General features: G+C 63.8%; 2 protein-coding genes. One reads left to right on the top strand and one right to left on the bottom strand.

What is annotated here, in order from left to right; translation table 11 throughout:
• On the top strand, positions 1–235 hold a 235-nt coding region (locus tag QMG28_RS20840), incomplete at its 5' end, for a transposase (RefSeq protein WP_281844146.1).
• Positions 236–325: 90 nt separating this feature from the next.
• Here QMG28_RS20840 and QMG28_RS20835 read toward each other — a convergent pair.
• A partial coding sequence (locus QMG28_RS20835; protein WP_281844145.1) for a CPBP family intramembrane glutamic endopeptidase occupies positions 326–846 on the bottom strand: 521 nt, incomplete at its 5' end.

The following is an 846-nucleotide window of genomic DNA, read 5'->3' as shown; positions in this document are numbered from 1 at the left end:
CAAGGAGGCCGCACAGGCCTTGCGCGATCACGGCTGCTGGTTCCTCCACCTGCCGCCGTACTCGCCCGATCTGAACCCCATGGAGCAGGCATACTCGAAGCTGAAAGCCCACTTGCGACGGATCGGTGCAAGAACCTTCACCGAAGTCTTCGAGGCCATCGGATCAATCTGCGACCTCTACAACCCAGCAGAGTGCTGGAACTATTTCAAGGCTGCCGGATATGTCTCAGGTTAATGTCGAAACGATTTAGGTTGCGAACTGGAACACCGGCCCGGGTCCGGGCACCTCGCCACCGGAGGCCTGACGCGCGAAGGCCGAAAAATCCTACAGGCCGTGCATTGCCATTGGCAGCAGGATCGTCCCCGACACGCGCCGCAATACGTAGAAACCAAGCCCCGCCAGAAATGCCATCAGGGCCTGAAGCACGCCGCCGGCCAGGCCGATTCCGAAGAACCCGTTCGGCAGATGCATCGCGCCGAACAGCAAAGCGGCGAGCAGGGCGGCGGATACCTCGGATCTCATCGAGCCGCGGAACGCCACGATCAGCACGCCGCGCGTCAGCGCTTCCTCGTTGAAGCCGACAAGCAGGCCAGCCAGCACCAGCAGCGCCAGGTGGCTTGCGGCCAGGTCCGACCAGCCGGTCGCCCCCAGCAGCACGAAAATCTCGGCAGCCATCGCCGCCAGCACGATCCACAACGCCCAGGATGGCCGCGCCGGACGGTCATCCGCGAGAACCGGACGCCACCAGCCGAGCCAGCTTATGGCGGGAACCCAGAAACAGCGCTGCCAGCAGCAAGGGCAGGACGACACTTCTGAACACGCCATCGCGGCCGACCAATGCGGTG

The sequence above is a fragment of the Sinisalibacter aestuarii genome (assembly GCF_027923545.1).
In the GTDB taxonomy this organism is placed as follows: domain Bacteria; phylum Pseudomonadota; class Alphaproteobacteria; order Rhodobacterales; family Rhodobacteraceae; genus Sinisalibacter; species Sinisalibacter aestuarii.
The sequence above is the reverse complement of the archived record's forward strand: the minus strand, read 5'-3'. Positions and strand labels throughout refer to the sequence as shown.